Raw genomic sequence first — 19,804 nt, forward strand, 5'->3', positions numbered from 1 at the left:
TGTGCTTCCACCGGCGGCGGCCTGCCCGGTCCGGGTCAGTCGTCGTCGCCGTGCAGCCGCCGGCGTACCGACAGCAGCTCCACTTCGGGCCGTGCGGCGACCAGGCGCTCGCAGCGGTCCATGACATCGGTGAGATGCCCCGTGTCCCCGGAGACCACCGCCAGGCCGATGGTGGCCCTGCGGTGCAGATCCTGGTCCCCGACCTCCGCGACGCTCACCGCGAATTTGCGGTGCAGCTCGGCGACGATCGGGCGGACGACGGAGCGCTTCTCCTTCAGCGACCGTACGTCGCCGAGAAGCAGGTCGAAGGACAGCGTCCCTACGTACATGCAAGACGGGTCAAGCCACCCGTGGGGCCTTAGACGTCCGTGTCATTTCGAACCGTACACGGAACGGCCGGGGCCGATCGACGGAAATACCTTCCGCCGACCGGCCCCGGCCGGCCGCCCGCCCGTCGCGCGGCCACCACCGGGGTGGACCGCGCTACGCACGGGCTGCTGCACGATCAGCCGCGCGGCTTCTCGCGCATCTCGTACGTCGCGATGACGTCGTCGATCTTGATGTCGTTGAAGTTTCCGAGGTTGATACCGCCCTCGAAGCCTTCGCGGATCTCGGTGACGTCGTCCTTGAACCGGCGCAGACCCTGGATGTTGAGGTCCTCCGCGACCACCTTGCCGTCGCGGATGAGGCGCGCCTTGGTGTTGCGCTTGACCTCGCCGGAGCGGATGAGCACACCCGCGATGTTGCCGAGCTTGGACGAGCGGAAGATCTCGCGGATCTCCGCGGTACCGAGCTCGACCTCCTCGTACTCCGGCTTGAGCATGCCCTTGAGGGCCGCCTCGATCTCCTCGATCGCCTGGTAGATGACCGAGTAGTACCGGACGTCGACGCCCTCGCGCTCGGCCATCTGCGTCGCGCGGCCTTCGGCGCGCACGTTGAAGCCGATGACGATCGCGTCGGAGCCGGACGCCAGGTTGATGTCGGTCTCGGTGACCGCACCGACGCCGCGGTGCAGCACCCGGATGTCGACCTCTTCGCCGACGTCGAGCTGGAGCAGCGAGGACTCCAGGGCCTCGACGGAACCAGAAGCGTCACCCTTGATGATGAGGTTGAGCTGCTGGACCTCGCCGGCCTTGAGCACCTTGTCCAGGTCCTCGAGGGACACCCGGCGGGTGCGCTTGGCGAAGGCGGCGTTGCGCTCGCGCGCCGCGCGCTTCTCGGCGATCTGACGGGCCGTACGGTCCTCGTCGACGACCAGGAAGTTGTCGCCGGCGCCCGGGACGTTGGTCAGCCCCAGGACCAGGACGGGGGTCGACGGACCCGCTTCCTCGACGTTGTTGCCCTTGTCGTCGAACATCGCACGGACGCGGCCGTACGCGTCGCCGACCACCATCGTCTCGCCGACGCGCAGCGTGCCGCGCTGGACCAGGACGGTCGCCACGGCGCCGCGGCCACGGTCGAGGTGGGCCTCGATCGCGATGCCCTGCGCGTCCTGCTCCGCGTTGGCGCGCAGGTCGAGCGAGGCGTCCGCGGTCAGGACCACGGCCTCGAGCAGCTGCTCGATGTTCAGACCCTCACGGGCGGAGATGTCGACGAACATGGTGTCGCCGCCGTACTCCTCGGCCACCAGACCGAACTCGGTGAGCTGGCCGCGCACCTTGGTCGGGTCGGCGCCCTCGACGTCGATCTTGTTGACCGCGACCACGATCGGCACCTCGGCCGCCTTGGCGTGGTTCAGGGCCTCGATCGTCTGCGGCATGACACCGTCGTTGGCCGCCACCACGAGGATCGCGATGTCGGTCGACTTGGCACCACGGGCACGCATGGCGGTGAACGCCTCGTGACCGGGGGTGTCGATGAAGGTGATGCGCCGCTCTTCGTCGTTGACCTCGGTCGCGACCTGGTAGGCACCGATGTGCTGGGTGATGCCGCCGGCCTCGCCCGCGATGACGTTCGTCTTGCGGATCGCGTCGAGCAGCCGGGTCTTACCGTGGTCGACGTGACCCATGACGGTCACCACCGGCGGACGCGCGACGAGCATGTCCTCGCCGCCCTCGTTCTCGCCGAAGTCGATGTCGAAGGACTCGAGCAGCTCGCGGTCCTCCTCCTCCGGGCTGACGATCTCGACGACGTAGTTCATCTCTTCGGCGAGCAGCTGCAGCGTCTCGTCGGAGACCGACTGGGTCGCCGTGACCATCTCACCGAGGTTCAGCATGACCTGGACCAGCGACGCCGGGTTGGCGTTGATCTTCTCGGCGAAGTCCGTCAGCGAGGCACCGCGCGACAGGCGAACCGTCGCGCCGTTGCCGCGGGGCAGCATGATGCCGCCCACCGACGGGGCCTGCATGGCCTCGTACTCCTGACGCCTCTGCCGCTTCGACTTGCGGCCACGACGCGCCGGACCGCCGGGACGGCCGAACGCACCCTGCGTGCCACCACGGCCACCGGGGCCGCCGGGACGACCACCGAAGCCGGGACGACCGCCGAAGCCGCCGCCACCACCGGGACCGCCGCCACCGGGACGACCGGCGAAACCGCCGCCGCCACCCGGACGACCGCCACCGCCACCGGGACGACCGGCGAAGCCGCCGCCGCCACCCGGACGACCGCCGCCGCCACCGGGACGACCGGCACCGCCGGGTCCGCGGCCGCCGCCACCGCCGGGGCCCGGACGCGGGCCGGCAGCGGGACGCTGCGGCATCATGCCCGGGTTCGGGCGGTTACCGCCGCCACCGCCGGGACGCGGGGCGCCACCGGGAGCGGCACCCTGCGGACGGGGCATGCCACCGGGGGTGGGACGCGCGCCGCCCTGGCCCTGGGGACGGGGACCGCCCTGGCCGCCGCCCTGCGGACGCGGACCGCCGGGGCCACCCTGGCCGCCGGGACGCGGGGCGCCGCCGGGACGGGGGGCCTGCGGACGGGCCATGCCCGTGGAGCCGCCGGACGTGAAGGGGTTGTTGCCCGGACGGGGGCCCGAGGGACGGCCGCCGGGACGCGGGGCCGGACGCTCGCCACCGGGACGCGGAGCGTTACCGCGGCCCTGACCGCCCTGACCGCCCTGACCGCCCTGGCCGGATGCCGGACGGGCCGGACGCGGACCGGGAGTACCGGGACGGGGAGCCGACTGGCCGGCGGCGGGAGCGGCCGGCGCGGACGGCGGAGCCTGGAACTCGGGCTGCGCGGGGGCGGCCGGAGCGGGCTTGGGTGCCGCGGGGCGCGCCGGGGTGGGGCGCGGGCCCGGGGTGGGGCCGGCGGCGGGAGTGCTCTTGGGAGCCACCGGGGCCTCGGGGGCCTTCGGTGCCTCGGGGGCTGCCGGAGCCGCGGGGCCCGGCTTGGGGGCGCCCGGCTTCGGGGCAGCAGGACGTGCCGCCTGCGCCGGGGACGGCGCGGACGGCTTCGCGGGGGCCGACTTGCGCGGCGCCGCGGGCTTGCCGGCGGCGCGGCCATTGCCGCTGCCTGCCTGGAAAGCGTCGGTCAGCTTGCGAACAACCGGCGCCTCGATCGTCGAGGACGCCGAACGGACGAATTCACCAAGTTCTTGGAGCTTGGCCATGACGACCTTGCTCTCAACGCCGAACTCCTTGGCGAGTTCGTATACCCGGACCTTAGCCACTTCGCTCCTTCTAGGTCCGGGTTGTCCACCGGACCGTCGCTACTTCATGGGCGTACTCATCGCGTACTCATCGAGTGCTCATCGCAATCTCGACCTACTTCCGACTCGCGAGGTACCTGACCGCACGGTTTTCCGTGCGCTGTGCGTTTCTTGCTGCTGTGCGTTATTGCAACGGCGGCTGCTCGACGGGCGTCCGCTCGATGAACCGGCGCAGCGCCGTCGCGTCGAACGGTCCCCGGGCCCGGTAGGCCCGGTTGAACGCCCGGCGGCGAACCGCCAGGTCGAGGCAGACCAGTGTCGGGTGCACGTAAGCACCCCGGCCGGGCAGCGTACCGCGAGGATCGGGGACACACTCACCCTCGATCTCCACGATGCGCAGCAAATCGCCCTTGGCCGCTCGCTCCCGGCATCCCAGACAGGTGCGCTCAGGGCATGCGCGGGCATGCGTCCGGCCAGACACTGCTTAAGTCTACCTCCCCGCGCCGGCCCGACCCCGATGGGGTAAAGGCGGAACGGCTGCTCAGAATTCCGGTCGGAGCGCCGCGGCACCACCGATTTTCGGGTGCCGCGGCGCCGCCGTCCCTGCGGGACGGCCTCAGTCCTGCGGTGCGGGCTGCTCGGTGTCCGGGCGGATGTCGATCCGCCAGCCCGTGAGACGGGCGGCGAGCCGGGCGTTCTGCCCCTCCTTGCCGATGGCCAGTGACAGCTGGTAATCGGGGACGGTGACCCGCGCGGAGCGGGCCGCCAGGTCCACGACCTCGACCTTGCTGACCCGGGCCGGCGACAGCGCGTTGGCCACCAGCTCGGCCGGGTCGTCCGACCAGTCCACGATGTCGATCTTCTCGCCGTGCAGCTCGGCCATCACGGCGCGCACCCGGCCGCCCATCGGGCCGATGCAGGCGCCCTTCGCGTTCAGGCCGGAGCGGGTGGACCGTACGGCGATCTTGGTGCGGTGGCCGGCCTCGCGGGCGATGGCGGAGATCTCCACCGAGCCGTCCGCGATCTCCGGGACCTCCATGGCGAAGAGCTTCTTGACCAGATTGGGGTGGGTGCGCGACAGCGTCACCGACGGGCCGCGGACGCCCTTGGTCACCCGGACGACGTACGAGCGCAGCCGGGTGCCGTGCGCGTAGTCCTCACCGGGGACCTGCTCCTGCACCGGCAGCATGGCCTCCATCGGGCCGACGTCCACCAGCACGTTCTTGGGGTCCTTGCCCTGCTGGACGACACCGGTGATGACGTCGCCCTCGCGCCCGGCGAACTCGCCGAAGGTGATCTCCTCCTCGGCGTCCCGCAGCCGCTGCAGGATGACCTGCTTGGCGGTGGTCGCCGCGATCCGCCCGAAACCGGAGGGGGTGTCGTCGAAGTCGCGGGGCTCGGCGCCCTCCTCCAGGTCCTCCGGATCCTCCTTCGCCCACACCGTCACATGACCGGTGTTGCGGTCCAGCTCGACCCGCGCCCGACGGCGGCTGCCCTCGGTGCGGTGGTATGCGATGAGGAGGGCCGACTCGATCGCCTCGACCAGCAGGTCGAACGAGATCTCCTTCTCCCGCACCAGACCCCGCAGGGCACTCATGTCGATATCCACGGCTACGCCTCCTCCTTGTTCTCGTCGATCTTCTCGTCGTCCTGCGCGTCACGCTTGCCGGACTTGGGGTTGAACTCCAGCTCGACACGCGCCTTGGCGATCTCGTCGAAGGAGACCCGACGGGTGGTCGGCTTGCGGCCCTTGACCCCCGGGACCTCCAGGTCCAGTCCGGACTCGTCGACGGCGGTGATCCGTGCCACCAGCTCGCCGGAGCCTGCCTCGGCGGTCAGTTGGGCCTTGATGAGGCGGCCGACGGCGCGGCGGTAGTGCCGCAGCTCGGTCAGCGGGCGGTCGGCGCCGGGAGAGGTCACCTCAAGGGTGTACGGGGCGCCGCCCATCGCGTCGGAGTCGTCCAGGACCTGGGAGGCCTCGCGGCTCAGCGCGGCGCACTCGTCCAGCTGGACGCCCTCGTCGGAATCGACCACGATCCTCAGCACCCGCCGCTTTCCCGCCGGTGTCACCTCGATCTCTTCCAGATCCAGGTCTCGCGCGGCGACGAGCGGTTCAAGCAATCCGCGCAGCCTCTCGCTCTGGGTGGTGCTCATCCGGGTGACTCCTCGGCCGCGTGTGCTGTTGTGGGTGGGTCGCGTGTCGGGTCAAAGCCTATCGGTTCCGGCGGGGTACTGACGATTCGGTGGGTGGTCACGGATACTCTCGCCTGCGGTGATCACGACGAAAGACCCCGGGAAGTGCAACGTGCCGAATGTGGCGCTCACACGCAGAAGGACCCTGCTGGCCGGCGCCGCCCTCGGGGGCGCGGCGCTGCTGACGGGCTGCTCCGAGGACTCCGGCCCCGACCGGAGCGAACACTCCTCCGCCGCCGAGCGGCTGCGCGCGCGCTCCGCCCGCGACAGCACGGCCCTGCTGGCGCGCTATGACGCGACGCTGGCCGCGCATCCGGCCCTGGAGCCGCGGCTGAACCCGCTGCGCTCCGAAGTCGCCCGGCACGCCGAGGCATTCGGCAAGGACCGGGCCGCCCCCTCCCCCGGCGCTGACGCCTCCGACGGCCCGGCGCACGACGCCGGTGCGCCCGCGTCCGGTCCCGCGCCGCAGGGCTCCCGGCGCCCGTCCGACCCTCGGGTCCCCCGGGACGAACGGGCCGCCCGCACGGCCCTGGCCGACGCGGAGCGCAAGCTCTCCGACGTCCGCGCCAAGGCGCTGACCGGCGCGCCCCCGGAGTTGGCCCGGCTGCTGGCCTCGGTCGCGGCGGCCGGTGCGGCGCATGCGTATCTGCTGGCGGAGCCGGCCGGATGACGGGCGGGGCGGCACCACTCGGGGCAAGGACCGGCGAAGGGGCGTGCGCATGAGGGCCACGGGAGTTCACGGCAAGAAGAGCCGCCGCGAGGACGCGGAGGGCGGGCACGACGAGCTGACGGCGGTACAGGCCGCGCTCGCGGCCGAGCATGCGGCGGTCTACGGCTACGGCGTGGTCGGCGGACGGATCGCCGGGGACCGGCGCAAGGAGGCACAGGCGGCGTACGACGGGCACCGCGCGCGCCGCGATGCGCTGCGCCGCGTGGTGCGCGACCTGGGCGGCACCCCGCATGCCGCGGCCGCCGCCTACGAACTGCCCTTCCCCGTCCCCGACGCGGCCGCGGCCCTTCGGCTGGCGGCGGAGCTGGAGGACCGGCTGGCCGCCGTCTACGCGGATCTCGTACGGGCCGGCGGCACGGCCCGGCGCAGGGAGGCGGCGGCCGCGCTGCGCGAGGCAGCGGTGCGGGCGGTGCGCTGGCGCGGCAGCGGCGTAGCCTTCCCTGGGCTCGTGGAGCGGGCCGCGGCCGCCACTCCGTCCGGCGCCGCGAGCGCCTCCGCGGGCGCGCTCTGAACGACCGGCCGCGGTGCGGTCACGGCCCCAGGAAGGGGACAGCTCAAGCATGGCAACGGCACCCATCGAACCGCCGCAGCGGTTGGTGAGTTCGCTGAGCGGCGATCCGGAAAGTCCCGTACGGGAGTGGCTCGACGCGCTGCCGACGCTGGTTCAGCAGCAGCTGGACGCCTGGGATCTGACGCTGGAGCGGGTGCAGGCCCCCGGTGGTCGCAGCAGTCTGCTCTGCCTCGTACGGCAGCAGGACCGGACGGCGGCGGCGCTGAAGTTCCCGGTGCCCGGTCGGGTGCCCGCGCACGAGGGGACGGCGCTGGAGGCGTGGGACGGCTGGGGCGCGGTACGGCTGCTGCGGTCCGACGACACCAGCGGTGCGCTGCTGCTGGAGCGGCTGCAGGGCGGTGTGTCGCTGCGGTCGCTGCCGGAGGCCAAGGCGCTGCTGGAGGCGGCCGGGACGGTGCGGCGGCTGTGGGTGCCGGCGGAGCCGGAGCACCCCTTCGAGACGCTGGCCGGGCGCACCGAGGAGGCCGTGGAGGCGCTGCGGACGGCGGGGGCGCTGACGCCGGCGGCCGGGCCGCTGGTGGACCGGGCGCTGGAGCTGCGGCGCGAGCTTCCCGACGGGTCCGACGAGCGGTTCCTGCTGCACGGCGCGTTCCGGCAGGGCAAGGTGCTGGCCGGTGAGCGGGCGCCCTGGCTGGCGGTCGGCCCGGCGCCGGTGGTGGGCGAGCGGGCGTACGACCTGGCGGCGCTGGTGCTGGACCGGTTCGAGGACCTGGCGGCCGGGTCGGGCGCGGCCGCCGCGGCCCGCCGCCGGGTGGCCAAGCTGGCCGACTCCCTGGAGGTGGACCGGGACCGGCTGCGCGACTGGACGCTGTACCGGGCCGTGGACCTCGGGGTGCGGGAGGCGGCGGTGGGCGACCGGCAGCGCGGCGAACTGCTGCTGGAGTTCGCGGTCTGGCTGTAGGGGACGGACGAACGGGCCGGCCGCCGGGTGTGCACCCGGTGGCCGGCCCGTCGGCCGTGCGGGGGTTACGCGCCGAGGCGGGCGACGGCCTCCTCGACCGTCAGCTCCTCGCGCTCGCCGGTGCGGCGGTCCTTGACCTCGACGACGCCCTCGGCGGCGCGGCGGCCGGCGACGACGATGGTCGGCACGCCCAGCAGCTCGGCGTCGGTGAACTTCACGCCCGGGGAGACACCGGCCCGGTCGTCGACGAGGACCCGCAGGCCCGCGGCGCCGAGCTGCTCACCGACCTCCAGGGCGAGCTCGGTCTGCTTGGCCTTGCCGGCCGCGACGACATGCACATCGGCCGGGGCGACCTCGCGGGGCCAGCACAGGCCGGACTCGTCGTGGGTCTGCTCGGCGAGGGCGGCCACCGCGCGGGAAACGCCGATGCCGTACGAACCCATGGTGACCCGGGAGGGCTTGCCGTTCTGGCCGAGCACATCGAGCTCGAAGGCGTCCGCGTACTTGCGGCCGAGCTGGAAGATGTGGCCGATCTCGATGGCGCGGTCGATCTTCAGGCCGGTGCCGCACTCCGGGCAGGGGTCGCCGGGCTCGACGACGACCACGTCGAGGTGGTCGTCGACCTCGAAGTCCCGGCCCGCCACGACGTTCTTGGCGTGCTTGCCCTCCTTGTTGGCACCGGTGATCCAGGAGGTGCCGGGGGCGATACGCGGGTCGGCGATGTAGCGGAACGCCTTGCCGGCCAGGCCCTGCGGGCCGACGTAGCCGCGGACCAGCTCGGGGCGGCCGACGAAGTCCTCGGCGGTGACCAGCTCGACGGTGGCCGGCGCGAGGTGCTCGCCGAGCTTGCCGAGGTCGACCTCGCGGTTGCCCGGGACGCCCACCGCGACGATCTCGCCGTCGACCTTGACCAGGAGGTTCTTCAGGGTCGCGGAGGCCGGTACGCCGAGGTGCTCGGCGAGGGTCTCGATGGTCGGGGTGTCGGGGGTGTCCAGCTCCTCGACGGGGCCGTGCGCGGAGCCGTCGGCCGGCTCGACCCTGACGGTCACGGCCTCGGTGTTGGCGGCGTAGTCGCACTTCGGGCAGTCGACGAAGGTGTCCTCACCGGCCGCGGCGGGGGCCAGGAACTCCTCGGAGGCGGAGCCGCCCATCGCGCCGGAGACGGCGGAGACGATGCGGTAGTCCAGGCCGAGCCGCTGGAAGATCTTCTGGTAGGCCGCGCGGTGCAGGGCGTAGGACTGCTCCAGGCCCTCGTCGGTGGTGTCGAAGCTGTACGAGTCCTTCATCTGGAACTCGCGGCCGCGCAGCACACCGGAGCGGGGGCGGGCCTCGTCGCGGTACTTGGTCTGGATCTGGTAGAGGATCACCGGCAGGTCCTTGTAGGACGTGCACTGGTCCTTGACCGTGAGGGTGAAGATCTCCTCGTGGGTGGGGCCGAGGAGGTAGTCGGCACCCTTGCGGTCCTTGAGGCGGAAGAGCAGGTCGCCGTACTCCTCCCAGCGGCCGCTGGCCTCGTAGGGCTCCTTGGGCAGCAGGGCCGGCAGCAGGACCTCCTGGCCGCCGATGGCGTCCATCTCCTCGCGCACGATGCGGGAGACGTTCTCCAGGACCTTCTTGCCCAGCGGCAGCCACGTCCAGATGCCGGCGGAGGAGCGGCGGACGTAGCCGGCGCGGACGAGCAGCTTGTGGCTGGCGGTCTCGGCGTCGGCCGGGTCGTCGCGCAGTGTCTTGATCATCAAGCGGGACATGCGCTGGACCTGTGCGGCGTGGGCCATGGGAGTTTCTCCTGCGTAAGAAAGGTGACTCCCTGGAGGTTAGCCGTAGGGGTGTGGCGCACGGAAATGGATACCGTCTGCCGCGTCTGTTCGGCCTTCCCGCGTGGTCGGCTTCCCGCCCCGGGGGCATCTCGCCGTTTGCCGCCCGCTGCGCGGGGCTGTGGGCGCGGTGACGGGCCTGCGGGCCCTGGTGTTCTCGCCCGGCTCGTTGTTCAGGGGCGGATCAGGGGGAGCGGGGCGCCCATGACGGCATACGGGGTGGGGGCGCTGGGGAAGAGGACGCGGCGGGCCAGGTCCTGGTAGCCGAGGGAGCGGTAGAGGCGGCGGGCGGGGCTCTCGGTGTCGATGGCCGAGAGGATGGAGCGTGGTTCGCCGGCCGTGTCGGTGATCCGGGTGATCAGCGTCCGGCCGATGCCGCGGTGCTGGTAGGCGGGGTGGACGTGCAGCTCGGTGATGGTGAAGGAGTGGTCGAGCCAGTGGTCGAGGCCCTCGCTGCGCAGGTAGGGCTCGACGACGGTGGACCACCAGTGGACGCGGTCGTTGGGCATGCCGTAGACGAAGCCGACCAGCCGGCCCGCGGGGGTGGTGGCGCCGAGGGCGCGGGCGCCGGGGCAGGCGAGGTGGCGCAGCACGATGTGCCGGCGGACGGCGATCTCCTCGTCGCTGAGGCCGAACGCGACTGCCTGGACGGCCAGCGCGTCGTCCACGCGGGCAGCGAGATCGAGCGGGCCGACCGCGACGGGATCCATGCTCGGAGCGTACAAGGCGGCGGGTCAGAAAAGTACGCTCATGAACGCGCCGACTTCCTCGAAGCCCACCCGCCGGTAGGAGGCGCGGGCGGCGGTGTTGAAGTCGTTGACGTAGAGGCTGACGACGGGGGCGACGTCGTTGAGGGCGTAGCGCAGCACGGCGGCCATACCGGTCTCGGACAGGCCCTTGCCGCGGTAGGCGGGATCGACCCACACACCCTGGATCTGACAGGCCCGCTGGGTGGCGGCGCCGATCTCGGCCTTGAAGATGACCTGGCCGTTCTCGATCCGGGCGAACGAGCGTCCCGCGCCGACGAGTTCGGCGACCCGGGCCTGGTAGAGGAGCCCGCCGTCGCCGGCCATCGGGGAGATGCCGACCTCTTCGGTGAACATGGCCACGCACGCGGGCATGATCAGGTCCATCTCGTTCTTGCGGATCCGCCGGACGAACGGGTCGGGGGCGATCTCGGCGGCCGGCGCGGTGGTGACCATCAGGGGCTGGTGGGCGCGGATCTCGCGGGCCGGTCCCCAAGAGGGCTCCAGGAGCGACCACAGCTCGGCGGTGGACCCGGCGGGACCCACGATGGACGAGCAGCGGCGGCCCTGGCGGCGGGCGCGCTCGGCGAAGGCGCGGACGGCCTCGGGGGTGGCGCAGACGGGGACGAGGTTGGCGCCGGCGTAACAGAGCGACTCCAGGCGGCCGCCGGCGTACCAGCCCCACATCTCGCCGCCCAGCCGCCACGGGTCGAGGCCGGCGACCTGGACGCGGGCGGCGACGAAGGCGTTGGCGACCGGGTCGCGGTCGAGGACCGCGAGCGCATCGTCGAGGTCCCCGGGCTCGAGGACCTTGATGGTGGGGGTCGTCAGCACGTCTCGGAATGCCTCACCGTTACGGGCCTGGGAGGCCAGGCGGGAGCAGGTCTTGGCACTTTACCTCCCCCCGCGCGCGAGCACCCCGCGGCCGGGAGCGGCCGGCCTCGGACAGGGGCGAGCCCCGCGGCCCGGTGCGGGCGGCGGGGCTCGGGTGCTGCGGGGCCGGCGGTCAGCCCGCGGCGGAGACGACGGGGCTGCCGGAGGCGACGCCGTCCGCCTCCATCTGCGCGGCGATCTTCAGGGCCTCTTCGATGAGGGTCTCGACGATCTTCGACTCGGGGACGGTCTTGATGACCTCGCCCTTGACGAAGATCTGGCCCTTGCCGTTGCCGGAGGCGACGCCGAGGTCGGCCTCGCGGGCCTCGCCGGGGCCGTTGACGACGCAGCCCATGACGGCGACGCGGAGCGGCACCTCCATGCCCTCCAGGCCCGCGGTGACCTCGTCGGCGAGCTTGTAGACGTCGACCTGGGCGCGGCCGCAGGACGGGCAGGAGACGATCTCCAGGCGGCGCTGGCGGAGGTTGAGCGACTCCAGGATGGAGATGCCGACCTTGACCTCCTCGGCGGGCGGCGCCGAGAGCGAGACGCGGATGGTGTCGCCGATGCCCTCGCTGAGCAGGGCGCCGAAGGCGACCGCGGACTTGATGGTGCCCTGGAAGGCGGGGCCGGCCTCGGTGACGCCGAGGTGGAGCGGGTAGTCGCTCTGGGCGGCGAGCTGGCGGTAGGCGTTGACCATCACGACCGGGTCGTTGTGCTTGACCGAGATCTTGATGTCGCGGAAGCCGTGCTCCTCGAAGAGGGACGCCTCCCACAGCGCGGACTCGACCAGCGCCTCGGGGGTGGCCTTGCCGTACTTCTGCAGCAGTCGGCGGTCCAGGGAGCCGGCGTTGACGCCGATCCGGATCGGGGTGCCGGCGTCGGAGGCCGCCTTGGCGATCTCCTTGACCTTGTCGTCGAACTGCTTGATGTTGCCGGGGTTGACGCGGACCGCGGCGCAGCCGGCGTCGATCGCGGCGAAGACGTACTTCGGCTGGAAATGGATGTCCGCGATGACCGGAATCTGCGACTTCCGGGCGATCACGGGCAGCGCATCGGCGTCGTCCTGCGTCGGGCAGGCGACCCGGACGATCTGGCAGCCGGAGGCCGTCAGCTCGGCGATCTGCTGCAGCGTGGCACCGATGTCGGACGTCCGCGTGGTCGTCATCGACTGCACCGAGACCGGTGCGTCTCCGCCCACGGCGACCGGGCCGACCTGGATCTTGCGGCTGACCCGGCGGTCGGCAAGCTTGGTCGGTACGTCCGGCATTCCCAGAGAAATAGCAGTCATCTGGCGAGCAACCCCAAGGTGTGGATCTAGGCCCCGCAGCGGCGGGCTCCGGTCTTCGAGATTACGGCACGGGGGTTGCTATGAGCACATCGCGCCCCTGTGGCGCCACGAAAGGAGACGGCCGGACACCTCCAAACGCCACGGAGGTGTCCGGCCGCCGCCAAACGTGCTTTCTAGGTCAGCTTCACCGGATTCACCACGTCGGCGACGAGCACCAGCAGCGTGAAGCAGATGAAGATCCCGGCGACGACGTAGGCGACCGGCATCAGCTTGGCCACGTCGAAGGGACCGGGGTCCGGGCGCCGGACGATCTTGGCGAAGGCCCGCCGGATCGACTCCCACAGGGCGCCGGCGATGTGTCCGCCGTCCAGCGGCAGCAGCGGCAGCATGTTGAACAGGAACAGCGAGAGGTTGAAGCCGGCGACCAGGAAGAGCATGGTCGCCACCCGCTGCTCCGGCGGGATGTGCAGGGAGAAGACCTCGCCGCCGACCCGGGCCGCGCCGACCACGCCCATCGGGGAGTCCTGCTTGCGCTCGCCGCCGTTGAAGGCCGCGTCCCACAGGTCCGGGACCTTCGCGGGCAGGTTTATCAGCGAGGAGACGCCCTGCTCGACCATGTTGCCCATGCGGTCGACGGACTGGCCGAAGGACTGCTGGACGACGCCGCTGGCGGGCGTGAAGCCGAGGAATCCGGCGGTGACGAACTGGCCGGGGACATAGCCGCCGTGTCCGTCGGTCTTGGCGACCTTGTTCTCGATCAGGTCGGCCTGCAGGGTCTTGCGCGCGCCGTGGCGTTCGACGACGAGCGTCGCGGGTCCGGTGGTGTCGCGGATCTGCTGCTGCAGGGCGCCCCAGTCCGGGACGGCGTGGCCGTTGAACGAGACGATCTTGTCGCCGGCCCGCAGGCCCGCGGCCTTCGCCGGGGAGTCCTTGGCACCGTGCGGGCACTTGTCGGTCTTGGCGGCGGCCGAGATCACACAGTCCGAGACGGAGCCGACCGAGGTCGTCTGGGTGTTGATGCCGAAGCCCATCAGCACGCTCATGAAGATCACGACCGCCAGGATCAGGTTCATGAACGGCCCGGCGAACATCACGATGACGCGCTTCCAGGGCTTGCGGGTGTAGAAGAGCCGCTTCTCGTCACCGGGCTGCAGCTCCTCGAAGGCCGCCGAGCGGGCGTCCTCGATCATCCCGCGGAACGGCGAGGTGGAGCGGGCCTGGAGCTTTCCGTCGTCGCCGGGCGGGAACATCCCGATCATGCGGATGTAGCCGCCGAGCGGAACGGCCTTGATGCCGTACTCGGTGTCGCCCTTCTTGCGGGAGAAGATCGTCGGCCCGAAGCCCACCATGTACTGCGGCACGCGGATTCCGAACAGCTTGGCCGTGGAGAGGTGGCCGAGCTCGTGCCAGGCAATGGAGAACAGCAGGCCGACGACGAAGACGACTATGCCGAGGATGGTCATCCAGGTCGTCATGCGCGAGCCTCCGAAGGTGTCCGTGCCGCACGGGCGGCCAGTTCGCGGGCGCGGGCGCGCGCCCAGGCCTCCGCCTCCAGGACGTCCGCGACCGTCAGGGAAGTTCCCCCGGCCGGAGTCCCGTGTTCGCAGACCACTGCGGCGACGGTATCCACAATCCCTGTGAACGGCAGCCCGCCCCCGAGGAACGCGTCGACGCATTCCTCGTTCGCCGCGTTGAAGACGGCGGGGGCGGTGCCGCCCAGATCACCGACGTGGCGGGCCAGCGGGACGGACGGGAAGGCCTCCTCGTCCAGCGGGAAGAACTCCCAGGTCTGCGCCTTCGTCCAGTCCACGCCCGGTGCGGCGTCCGGGACCCGCTCGGGCCAGCCGATGCCCAGCGCGATCGGCATCCGCATGTCGGGCGGGCTGGCCTGGGCGAGGGTGGAGCCGTCGGTGAACTCCACCATCGAGTGGATGTAGGACTGCGGGTGGACGGCGACCTCGATGCGGTCGAAGGGGACGTCGAAGAGCAGATGCGCCTCGATGACCTCCAGGCCCTTGTTGACGAGGGTCGCCGAGTTGATGGTGACGACCGGGCCCATCGACCAGGTGGGGTGGGCCAGCGCCTGCTCGGGCGTGACCGCCGCCAGCTCCTGCTTCGTACGGCCGCGGAACGGGCCGCCGGAGGCGGTGACGACGAGCTTGCGGACCTCGGCGCGCTCGCCGCCGGCCAGTGCCTGGAAGAGCGCGGAGTGCTCGGAGTCGACGGGGATGATCTGGCCCGGCGCGGCGACGGCCTTGACCAGCGGGCCGCCGACGATCAGCGACTCCTTGTTGGCGAGGGCCAGCACCCGGCCCGCCTTCAGGGCGGCCAGGGTCGGGGCGAGCCCGATGGAGCCGGTGATGCCGTTGAGGACGGTGTGGCAGGGGGAGGCGGCGAGTTCGGTGGCCGCGTCGGGGCCGGCCAGGATCTCGGGCAGCGGCTCGCCCGTGCCGTAGCGGTCGGCCAGCGCGGTGCGCAGCGCGGGCACCACGTCCTCGCGCGCCACGGCCACGGCGCTCACCCGCAGCTGGTGCGCCTGATCGGCGAGCAGCTCGACCCGGCCGCCGGCCGCGGAGAGCCCGGTCACCCGGAACCGGTCGGGGTTGCGCAGCACGATGTCGATCGCCTGGGTGCCGATCGACCCGGTCGAGCCGAGGATGACGAGGGAACGGGGGCCGCTCGGGCCGTCGGGGCCGCCGGCGGCCGGCTCGAAACGCAGATGCGGGTGGGCGAGGGAGTCCGTCATGTGGTCCATTGTGGCCGGTCGCCGGGGGGCCACGGACACCTAGGGCGGGTCCTGCGGATCGTGCGGGCCCCGGCCGTGGCGTACCGCGCGCCCCGGGGCCGGTCCGGGTGGGGACCGGCCCCGGGGCGCGGGCGGGCGCGGCCGCTCAGCGGATGGGGCGGCGGACGTTGTCCGTCCTGCTCGGGCCGGGGGTGGCGTCGGCGATCCAGGGGCCGTCGCCGCTGGGGTCGATCATGCCCTCCTCCAGCCAGGTGTAGCTGCCGTCGAGGACCCCGTCGACGACCTTGCGGTCCAGCTCGTCGGTGTTGGTCCACAGCCGGCCGAACAGCTCCTCGACGCGGATCCGCGCCTGCCGGCAGAACACGTCGGCCAGTTGCTGCGCCTCGCGGCCGTGGTCACCGGTCTCGGTCAGGTACTCGGCGCGGACGCAGGCGGCGCTCATCGCGAAGAGCTCGGCGCCGATGTCCACGATCCGGCCGAGGAAGCCCTGCTTGGTCTCCATCCGGCCCTGCCAGCGGGACATCGCGTAGAAGGTGGAGCGGGCGAGCTTGCGGGAGGTCCGCTCGACGTACCGCAGGTGTCCGGCCAGCTCGCCGAACTCCTGGTAGGTGCGCGGGAGCTGGCCCGGTCCGGCGACGAGCTTGGGCAGCCAGCGGGCGTAGAACCCGCCGGCCTTGGCCGCCGCCCGGCCCTTGTCGGCGAGGGACTTGTCGGGGTCGATCAGGTCTCCGGCGACCGACAGGTGGGCGTCCACGGCCTCCCGGGCGATCAGCAGGTGCATGATCTCCGTGGAGCCCTCGAAGATCCGGTTGATGCGCATGTCGCGGAGCATCTGCTCGGTGGGGACGGCGCGTTCGCCGCGGGCGGCGAGCGAGTCGGCGGTCTCGTAGCCGCGGCCGCCGCGGATCTGGACGAGTTCGTCGGCCATCAGCCAGCCCATCTCCGAGCCGTAGAGCTTGGCGAGGGCGGCCTCGATGCGGATGTCGTTGCGGTTCTCGTCGGCCATCTGCGAGGAGAGGTCGACGACCGCTTCGAGGGCGAAGGTGGTGGCGGCGATGAAGGAGATCTTGGCGCCGACGGCTTCGTGCCGGGCGACCGGCCGGCCCCACTGTTCGCGGGCCGCGGACCACTCGCGGGCGATCTTCAGACACCACTTGCCGGAGCCGACGCACATCGCGGGCAGCGAGAGCCGGCCGGTGTTGAGGGTGGTGAGGGCGATCTTCAGGCCGGCGCCCTCGGGGCCGATGCGGTTGGCGGCGGGGACGCGCACCTGGTGGAAGCGGGTCACCCCGTTCTCCAGGCCGCGCAGGCCCATGAAGGCGTTGCGGTTCTCGACCGTGATGCCGGGTGAGTCGGCCTCCACGACGAAGGCCGTGATGCCGCCCTTGTGGCCCTCGGAGGCGGGGACCCGTGCCATCACCACCAGCAGGTCGGCGACCACGCCGTTGGTGGTCCACAGCTTGACCCCGTCGAGGACGTAGTCGGTGCCGTCCGGGACGGCCATGGTCGCCAGCCGGGCCGGGTCCGAGCCGACGTCGGGCTCGGTCAGCAGGAACGCCGAGATGTCCGTACGGGCACAGCGCGGCAGGAAGGTCTCCTTCTGCTCCTTGGTGCCGAACAGCTTCAGGGGCTGCGGCACGCCGATCGACTGGTGCGCGGAGAGCAGCGCGCCGATGGCGGGGCTGGCCGTGCCGACCAGGGCCAGGGCCCGGTTGTAGTAGACCTGGGTGAGCCCCAGACCGCCGTACTTCGGGTCGATCTTCATGCCGAAGGCGCCGAGTTCCTTGAGCCCCTGCACGGTCTCGTCCGGAATCTGCCCCTCGCGCTCGATCCGGGCGGCGTCGATCTCGGTCTCGCAGAAGTCGCGCAGGGTGGCGAGGAACTTCTCGCCGCGGCGCACGTCGTCGACCGCGGGGGTCGGGTGCGGATGGATGAGGTCGAGCCGGAAACGCCCCAGGAACAGTTCCTTGGCGAAGCTGGGCTTGCGCCAGTCCTGCTCGCGGGCCGCCTCGGCGACCTGGCGTGCTTCGCGCTCGGAAACGTTGCGGATGGATGGAGCGGTCATCAGGAGCTCACCTCGCCGCGGGATCGGGAGTTCAGCGCCGGCGGGCCGGTCGGCCGCTGGACAGCGCTACTTGTGAGAGTTACCCGATCCGCACGGGTTGCACCACGGGAGGCGGCGGGAGATGGCCGCGCGGAAGACCACTCCACGCCAAGCGGGACATACCCCCCGGCGCGGGTCCGGGGCCGCTCGCCGACCTCCGCCGTTCGGGGGGTGCGGCATACCGCGCTGGTAGTACGGACGGCCCCCGTTCCTCCCCCGGAGGACGGCCACGGCTCCCCCTCAGACAGGAGGAAGCAAGGGGGCAGGGCCGCTTAACGTCAAGATCCGGCATGGCGGGAGAGGTGATGCCGGAAACGGGGGACGCGGCGCGCTCCGGGAACAGGGTGCCGGAGCGCGCCGCGTCGGGGGCCGGCGCCGGGGGGTGCGCCGGCCGGGGTCCGGTTGGTGATACGGCCCAAGGGGCGGCCGTCGCTGTCCACCGGTCCGGACCGGGTCGGGCGGAGGTTACAGCGCGAGGCCGGTGAGGACCAGCACCCGCTCGTAGGTGTAGTCGTCCATCGCGAACCGCACGCCCTCGCGGCCCACACCCGACTGCTTGACGCCGCCGTACGGCATCTGGTCGGCGCGGTAGGACGGCACATCGCCGACGATCACGCCGCCGACCTCCAGCGCGCGGTGGGCGCGGAAGGCGGTCTGCACGTCATGGGTGAACACGCCTGCCTGGAGGCCGAACTTGGAGTCGTTGACGGCCGCGAAGGCCTCCGCCTCCCCGTCGACCTTCTTGAGGGTGAGCACCGGGCCGAAGACCTCTTCGCAGGCGAGGGTGGCGTCGGCGGGCACGTCCGCCAGCACCGTCGGCGCGTAGGAGGCGCCGTCGCGCTTGCCGCCCGCGAGCAGCTTCGCGCCGCGCTCCACGGCCTCGTCCACCCAGGACTCGACGCGCTTGGCCGCGTTCTCGTCGACCAGCGGGCCGACCTCGGTCGCGTCGTCCGACGGGTCGCCGGTGACCTGCGCCTCGACGGCCGCCACGATCTTGGGCACCAGGCGGTCGTAGACGGAGGCGTCGGCGATCACCCGCTGCACCGAGATGCAGGACTGGCCGCCCTGGTAGTTGGAGAAGGTGGCGATGCGCTGCGCCGCCCAGTCCAGGTCCGCCTCGGAGGAGTAGTCCGGCAGCACGACGGCCGCGCCGTTGCCGCCGAGCTCCAGGGTGCAGTGCTTGCGCGGCACCGAGTCGAGGATGGCGTAGCCGACCTTCTCGGAGCCGGTGAAGGAGACGACCGGCAGCCGCTCGTCCTGGACCAGCGCCGGCATCCGGTCGTTGGGCACCGGGAGGATCGACCAGGAACCGGCCGGCAGCTCGGTCTCGGCCAGCAGCTCACCGAGGATCAGGCCGGAGAGCGGGGTGGCCGGCGCCGGCTTGAGGATGATCGGGGCGCCGGCCGCGATGGCCGGGGCGATCTTGTGGGCGCAGAGGTTCAGCGGGAAGTTGAACGGGGCGATGCCCAGGACCGTGCCGCGCGGGAAGCGGCGGGTCAGGGCGAGCCGGCCGGCGCCGCCCGCGTCGGTGTCCAGGCGCTGCGCCTCGCCGCCGTTGAAGCGGCGGGCCTCCTCGGCGGCGAAACGGAACACGGAGACGGCCCGGCCGACCTCGCCGCGCGCCCACTTCATGGGCTTGCCGTTCTCCGCGGAGATCAGCCGGGCGATCTCCTCCGTGCGCTCCACCAGCCGGCGGTGCACATGGTCCAGTGCGGCGGCCCGGACGTGCGCCGGGGTGGCGGCGAGCTCGTCCTGGACCGCGACGGAGGCGGCGACGGCCTCCTCGACCTGGGCCTCGGTGGGGACGCTCACCGTGCCGACGAGGCGTCCGTCCCAGGGAGAGGTGACGTCGAAGGTGGCCTCGCCGGTGGCCTCGCGGCCGGCGAGCCAAAAGGCGGTGGGGGCTGCATCAGTGGGGATCGGCACAGTGGAACCCGGCCCTTCAGAAGTGGTGGGTGATGCGCATGGCTCAGCGAGCGGCTCTGCGGTTTTGACTCGGGATCCACGGTAGGGGTGCGGCGGCGCCGTGGCGTTTGTCCGAAGCGTAGAAATCGGTGGGGCGGTCTCTCCGCGGTGGAGGGGAGCGAAGGGACCGTGGTGGCGGGGGCCTCCGAGCACCGGGGGGTGGGGTGACGGAGGGGGCGGGCGCCTGCCGGCGGAGGGGCGGCGGCTCACCTCCTGGGGACGGCCCCGGCCCCCAGGGCCCGGCGCCCGGGGCGCGGCGCCCGGGGCGCGGCGCCCGG

Annotated in this window: 16 protein-coding genes; 3 read left to right on the plus strand and 13 right to left on the minus strand. The window is 72.3% G+C overall.

The genetic code is table 11. From position 1 onward, the window contains the following. Positions 1 to 35: 35 nt before the first annotated feature. The 5 genes from AB0411_RS19635 to rimP form a co-directional block, all read right to left on the minus strand. Positions 36 to 329 carry a DUF503 domain-containing protein gene (locus AB0411_RS19635; RefSeq protein WP_033269483.1) on the minus strand — a complete coding sequence of 98 codons (294 nt, stop codon included), beginning with the start codon at positions 327 to 329 and terminating at the stop codon, positions 36 to 38. 176 nt (positions 330 to 505) lie between these two features. Continuing rightward, complete coding sequence (infB, locus tag AB0411_RS19640) at positions 506 to 3,613, minus strand: translation initiation factor IF-2 (RefSeq protein ID WP_366418562.1); 3,108 nt, start codon at positions 3,611 to 3,613, stop codon at positions 506 to 508. Between the two features lie 163 nt (positions 3,614 to 3,776). Then, positions 3,777 to 4,073 (minus strand): YlxR family protein, encoded by a 297-nt coding sequence (locus AB0411_RS19645; RefSeq protein ID WP_366418563.1) that lies wholly within the window; start codon positions 4,071 to 4,073, stop codon positions 3,777 to 3,779. Between the two features lie 135 nt (positions 4,074 to 4,208). Further along, positions 4,209 to 5,201, minus strand: a complete 993-nt coding sequence (gene nusA / locus AB0411_RS19650; protein WP_086720826.1) for a transcription termination factor NusA — start codon at positions 5,199 to 5,201, stop codon at positions 4,209 to 4,211. Positions 5,202 to 5,203: 2 nt separating this feature from the next. Further along, the gene (rimP, locus tag AB0411_RS19655; protein WP_366418564.1) at positions 5,204 to 5,746 is read right to left on the minus strand and encodes a ribosome maturation factor RimP; all 543 of its coding nucleotides are present in this window, start codon (positions 5,744 to 5,746) and stop codon (positions 5,204 to 5,206) included. Between the two features lie 160 nt (positions 5,747 to 5,906). Between rimP and AB0411_RS19660 the strand changes: the two genes are divergently transcribed. The 3 genes from AB0411_RS19660 to AB0411_RS19670 are packed head-to-tail and all read left to right on the plus strand — an operon-like array spanning position 5,907 to position 7,987. Then, positions 5,907 to 6,455, plus strand: a complete 549-nt coding sequence (locus tag AB0411_RS19660) for a hypothetical protein (protein ID WP_366418722.1) — start codon at positions 5,907 to 5,909, stop codon at positions 6,453 to 6,455. 49 nt (positions 6,456 to 6,504) lie between these two features. Next, a complete protein-coding gene (locus AB0411_RS19665) occupies positions 6,505 to 7,026 on the plus strand; it encodes a ferritin-like domain-containing protein (RefSeq protein WP_366418565.1) in 522 nt (173 codons plus the stop codon). A 49-nt stretch (positions 7,027 to 7,075) separates the two neighbouring features. Beyond that, positions 7,076 to 7,987, plus strand: a complete 912-nt coding sequence (locus AB0411_RS19670; RefSeq protein ID WP_366418566.1) for an aminoglycoside phosphotransferase family protein — start codon at positions 7,076 to 7,078, stop codon at positions 7,985 to 7,987. Between the two features lie 65 nt (positions 7,988 to 8,052). Here AB0411_RS19670 and AB0411_RS19675 read toward each other — a convergent pair whose 3' ends face one another. The 8 genes from AB0411_RS19675 to AB0411_RS19710 all read right to left on the minus strand — a co-directional run bounded on the left by AB0411_RS19675 (position 8,053) and on the right by AB0411_RS19710 (position 19,487). Next, positions 8,053 to 9,762 carry a proline--tRNA ligase gene (locus tag AB0411_RS19675; RefSeq protein WP_366418567.1) on the minus strand — a complete coding sequence of 570 codons (1,710 nt, stop codon included), beginning with the start codon at positions 9,760 to 9,762 and terminating at the stop codon, positions 8,053 to 8,055. Between the two features lie 212 nt (positions 9,763 to 9,974). Further along, entirely contained in the window at positions 9,975 to 10,511 is a 537-nt protein-coding gene (locus tag AB0411_RS19680) for a GNAT family N-acetyltransferase (RefSeq protein ID WP_366418568.1), read from the minus strand. A 24-nt stretch (positions 10,512 to 10,535) separates the two neighbouring features. Next, positions 10,536 to 11,381: a GNAT family N-acetyltransferase gene (locus AB0411_RS19685; protein ID WP_366418569.1), complete on the minus strand. Its 846-nt coding sequence runs from the start codon at positions 11,379 to 11,381 to the stop codon at positions 10,536 to 10,538. Positions 11,382 to 11,553: 172 nt separating this feature from the next. Continuing rightward, complete coding sequence (gene ispG / locus AB0411_RS19690; protein WP_366418570.1) at positions 11,554 to 12,711, minus strand: flavodoxin-dependent (E)-4-hydroxy-3-methylbut-2-enyl-diphosphate synthase; 1,158 nt, start codon at positions 12,709 to 12,711, stop codon at positions 11,554 to 11,556. 173 nt (positions 12,712 to 12,884) lie between these two features. Then, entirely contained in the window at positions 12,885 to 14,186 is a 1,302-nt protein-coding gene (locus AB0411_RS19695; protein ID WP_366418571.1) for a M50 family metallopeptidase, read from the minus strand. Then, a complete protein-coding gene (gene dxr / locus AB0411_RS19700; protein WP_366418572.1) occupies positions 14,183 to 15,457 on the minus strand; it encodes a 1-deoxy-D-xylulose-5-phosphate reductoisomerase in 1,275 nt (424 codons plus the stop codon). Before dxr ends, AB0411_RS19695 begins: the two co-directional genes overlap by 4 nt. A 145-nt stretch (positions 15,458 to 15,602) precedes the next feature. Then, positions 15,603 to 17,522: an acyl-CoA dehydrogenase family protein gene (locus AB0411_RS19705; protein WP_366418573.1), complete on the minus strand. Its 1,920-nt coding sequence runs from the start codon at positions 17,520 to 17,522 to the stop codon at positions 15,603 to 15,605. A 504-nt stretch (positions 17,523 to 18,026) separates the two neighbouring features. Continuing rightward, a complete protein-coding gene (locus tag AB0411_RS19710; protein ID WP_366418574.1) occupies positions 18,027 to 19,487 on the minus strand; it encodes an aldehyde dehydrogenase family protein in 1,461 nt (486 codons plus the stop codon). Positions 19,488 to 19,804: the final 317 nt, after the last annotated feature.

This window comes from Streptomyces angustmyceticus (assembly GCF_040701845.1).
Classification (GTDB): Bacteria; Actinomycetota; Actinomycetes; order Streptomycetales; family Streptomycetaceae; genus Streptomyces; species Streptomyces angustmyceticus_A.